Genomic DNA, 4,304 nt, shown 5'->3' on the forward strand with positions numbered 1-4,304 from the left:
CATGCCGGGCGCACTCAAAGATTCCACTGGAACTTCAACCTAGAAGTTCCAGTGGATCGGCTGAAAGTCTTAAAAACCCTGAAAATCTACATATTGAAAAAACATTCCTGGAAAATTTCCCGAATACATTGGTCTCCACGAAAGCGATAGTTTCAGAACTATTTGGTGTCTATTCTCAAATCGGTAATACCGAAGTAGTTGCTAAATTCAATGCACGTGGCTTTACGAAATCGAGGCCAAAGTTAAGTACAATTTTGACTTAAACAGCGTCCTCTCCTTCGACTCAGAAAGTGAAGAAGCCGTTTACTAATTTTTTCCAAAACAAAAAAAGCTTCTGTTAATTTGATCTGAAAAGTCCAAAACAACAGAAGCTTTTTATTGTGAAAATTTTAATTAAAAACTAATTACTTCTTTTTCTCTTGTTTCATTTTATCATCCAATGGATATGTCAACCTGATCAAGCTGCTGTTGATCGTTGGGATAGCGAAGACTAAAATTAGCAGCCCGCTCATGACCCCAATTGCCACTTGCGTTAGGGTGACAACATTGGCTGGAATCAATGCCGCAAAGGTCCCGCCAAGAATCAGTGCAGCGGAGATCACGACTGTCCCGACCATGCCAGATGCTTTCACGATCCGCCGACTAGGCACGTCATTCCAGGCTCCGTACTCACGATATTTGCTCATCAAGAAGATACTGTAGTCCACCCCTAATGCTATTAACATGACAAAAGTGAAGAACGGTGTATTCCAGCTTAACATCTTTTCATCTAAGAACACTCCGCTTAGCCAGCGCGCAATGTTGATCCCGCCAAAATAGGACAACAGTAGTGTCCCGATGATATAAAGCGGCTGTAAAATCGACCGAGTCACCAACATTAAAGCTATGCAGATCCCAACCAACATTAAAGTGGCACTGCGGATAAAATCAGCCTTCGAGACTCTTGCAGTATCGTCTAAACTGGCAGATTGACCGCCAACCGCAACACGAGCGCCTTTCAAGGAAGTCCCTTGGAGATTATTTTTAACTTGTGCCTGCAAGGCATTAACTTTATCCAGCGATTTTTTAGCTGCCGGGTCCGAACTTAATATGACCGTGAACTTAGCGGTCTTCTTATCAGCGGAAAGATAATTATCCTGGGCACTCTTAAAAGTTGAGCTCTGCAAAACATTTTGCGGAATATAAAATGTTGCCCCGGCCGCTGAATTTTGCAAGCCTTGCAAATATTGGCTCATTGAGGTCATCCCACCATTGATTTGAGCCAGCCCTTTAGATGCCTGATTAATGCGAGCTTGCTGCTCCTTAAGCTGCTGTCCTGTTCCTTGCGCATCCTGACCAATTACCTGGGTGTATGCCGCAATATCTTGCAAGCTTTGCTGCAGCTTATTTAAGGTTGCCTTTTGCTGTCCTTGCATCTGCTGCAACATGACACCCAGTAGCTGTAGTTGTTGTGCAGACAAAGGCTGACCGGCTGCTGTCATTTTTTGCTGTAATTGCGGCAAGATATTTTGCTGGCTAGAATTGCTCTGTGATGTCGACTGGATTTCTTTTAATTTTTGCCCGATCAATTGAGCCTTGTTTCCGATATCTTTCAGTTGACTGCTATCAAAAGAACTAGTTTCTGTTTGGCGGCTGATCTCACTTAAACCGGACTGGGCCTTGCCTATTTGCCCGTTTAAATTTCTCAACTGGTCTTGAACATAGAGTTGGTTGATTTTAGTCCCGCTTGGTCGCGTTACAGAAGCCACTGTTTTGATTCCAGACTGGTCCTTGATTTGACGTGTGATCTGGTCAAGGTTTTTCAGATCTTTTTCGTTATTCAACTTATGGTTTGACTGAATATAAATCGTGGTTGGTTCTACTGTCCCCTGACTAAAGTGTTGCTGGACCACCTTAAAACCTTGCCTCGAAGAGTAATTTTCCGGCAATTCAACGGTCGTGTCATAGTTTAAACCATTCTGGTAGGTGAAAACAAATGGTACTGAAACCAGGAACACGATTCCCAAGGCGATGAAAGGATGAGATACAGAACTCTTTGAAAGAAAATTCCATAAATGATTCGTTTTCGTCTCAACCTGCTGATGATTGGGCCAAAAGACTTTTTCTCCCAGTGTCGCCATAAAGAAAGGATTCAGCGTCAACAAAACTAACAAGAGAACCGCAACCCCGATCCCAACACCAAGCGCTGAGCGATAAATCGAAAACTTGGCCAAAGCCAAGGTCAAGAAGCCAATCAGGACTGAGCTGCCTGAATAAAGGATCGTTTTGCCAGCAACTTTCAGTGAATGTTTAGTTGCTTCATGTTTCTCTAATCCTTGACTCAAATCATTTTTGAATTGGTGGTATAAAAGGATGTTATAATCTGTCCCAATTCCGAACATAACAACGACCATAAACACTTGAGTGAAATTAGAAATCGTCAGCCAACCGTTTTCGGCTAAATTCATCACGATCGCTAATGACACAATGAAACTAAGACCAACTGACAGTAGTGAAATCAATGGTGTGATCGCCGAACGGAAAATCACGATCAAGACCAGCAAAATAAAAATTACTGCAATAGCCTCAGTTTTTTTGATTCCTTCTTCAGTTGCCCGGCTAAAATCGTCATTTAGAACATCACCGCCCGTAACGTAAGTTTTAACTCCTGCTGTGGTTGCAGCTTTTTTCAAATTTCGGGTACTTTCCCGTACAGACTGTTTCTTACTGACATCTAACTGCAAAAGTTGGGTCGACTTATCTTTAGACACCAACTGTTTTTGCGTGGCAGAATTATCCGCGGCAGTCGTGAACTTTTTGATTCCGTATTTACCTTTGTCAGCCTTTAATTTATGAATGGTTTGCGTGATTTTCTTTTGCTGTTGACCGCTCAGCTGCCGGTCACCATTGTTAAAAACAACAACGATCTGCCTAGTGTTCTTGAGATGATGCCCCCAATCTTGCTGGATAGTCTTGGCAACTTCGCTTTTGGCAGAACTTGGGATCTGCGTCTGTCCATGCTCGGCTACGACCTGCGAAATATTTGGTAAGGCGAACAGACTAACAATCCCGATCACTAGCCAAGTAATCAAAGATAACCAGTAATTTTGTTTAAAGTTCCCCATCTTTTTCTCCCTCTTCGTCTACTCATTTTGGTATATTGGTATATGTGTTAAACTATTGAAAGATAATAAAATTTAAACAAAAAATATTCAAGTCACATTCTTTTGCATTTGTTCAAAAATGAACAGACCTGTCAAAGTGTTCAAGGAGATGATTGAATGAAAGTCTATTTAAACCATAAGCTTACTCGTGGGGCACGGCGTACACTAAACGCATTTTCTTCGGTTCTTTTAAACTTACTCCAACAGGAAAAATTTGAAAAAATCACAGTCAACCAGATCTGCACAGACGCGTGTTACCCGCGAACGACTTTTTATAATTATTTTGAAGATAAGTATGACTTACTGAATTATTGTTGGTTCCTAATCGTGAGCGATATTCAAATCAACAATACCCAGCATTTAACACCCGAAAAAGCGGCTCATCTTTATTTTGGCAATCTCTATGATATGTTGACCGAACGGAAGGATCTCTTAGATAAAATCTTGCTTCACAACGATATTGAAGGTCAAATGGTTCAAAGCTTTGCCAACTACCTCAAAAAAGAGGTCAACCAGATTATTGGTGAACTCCAATCCAGTCTTGAGCATCAAGTTCCTAAAAAATTGCTGGTGGCCTATCTTTCCGAAACCGTCATGGTTTTGTTAACTTGGATTTTTATCGACCAACATGACTTGCCTAAAGAAACCGCGATCAATTACTTGGAACAGCTGTTAGCCTAACTGATGGAGCTAATCCAAAAAAGCAGCCTCACACTTTCTTACGTGCGGAATCTAAAAAAACATTGACTACACTTACTTTTGGAAGGTAGTCGTTTACTTCAATTTTTACTTTTACGCTATCTACTTGATCCTTAGTAGCACTCAATTTGCAGTTCCATATAGGTGCACTTTACAACTTTTACCTCAGATCCTGCCTAATTAGCAAGAATTACAGAATCAGTGGGACAAATGCGCATAAAAACGCAATAAGCCGTGCTATTATCAAAAACCGAAATTTTATTAGTTTGACTCAAGAAGCCAAAAAGTACCAAACTTTTAAGATACTTTTACAGCTCATAATAGGCGTAGATTCAAGAGCTAAGAAAAATAGTTAAATTTTGTAGAGCGCTGATACAGTCAAAAGATATACAAAATTCACTACCACTTTTTATATGTTACATACATTGTTGAGGGTCCATTACTAAGTAATAGACCCTGCCA

The 4,304-nt window shown here is 40.8% G+C and carries 2 protein-coding genes and 1 pseudogene; 2 read left to right on the top strand and 1 reads right to left on the bottom strand.

Annotated features, from left to right (window positions below):
- Positions 1-263: pseudogene (locus FC65_RS12565) on the top strand (hypothetical protein); the annotation flags it as partial.
- Between the two features lie 141 nt (positions 264-404).
- Here FC65_RS12565 and FC65_RS09055 read toward each other — a convergent pair.
- Positions 405-3,104: an MMPL family transporter gene (locus FC65_RS09055; RefSeq protein WP_056972424.1), complete on the bottom strand. Its 2,700-nt coding sequence runs from the start codon at positions 3,102-3,104 to the stop codon at positions 405-407.
- Positions 3,105-3,260: 156 nt separating this feature from the next.
- Here FC65_RS09055 and FC65_RS09060 point away from each other — a divergent pair, with 156 nt between their 5' ends.
- Positions 3,261-3,824, top strand: a complete 564-nt coding sequence (locus tag FC65_RS09060) for a TetR/AcrR family transcriptional regulator (protein ID WP_056972425.1) — start codon at positions 3,261-3,263, stop codon at positions 3,822-3,824.
- The last annotated feature ends 480 nt before the right edge of the window (positions 3,825-4,304 follow it).

Source organism: Ligilactobacillus acidipiscis DSM 15836, from assembly GCF_001435755.1.
In the GTDB taxonomy this organism is placed as follows: domain Bacteria; phylum Bacillota; class Bacilli; order Lactobacillales; family Lactobacillaceae; genus Ligilactobacillus; species Ligilactobacillus acidipiscis.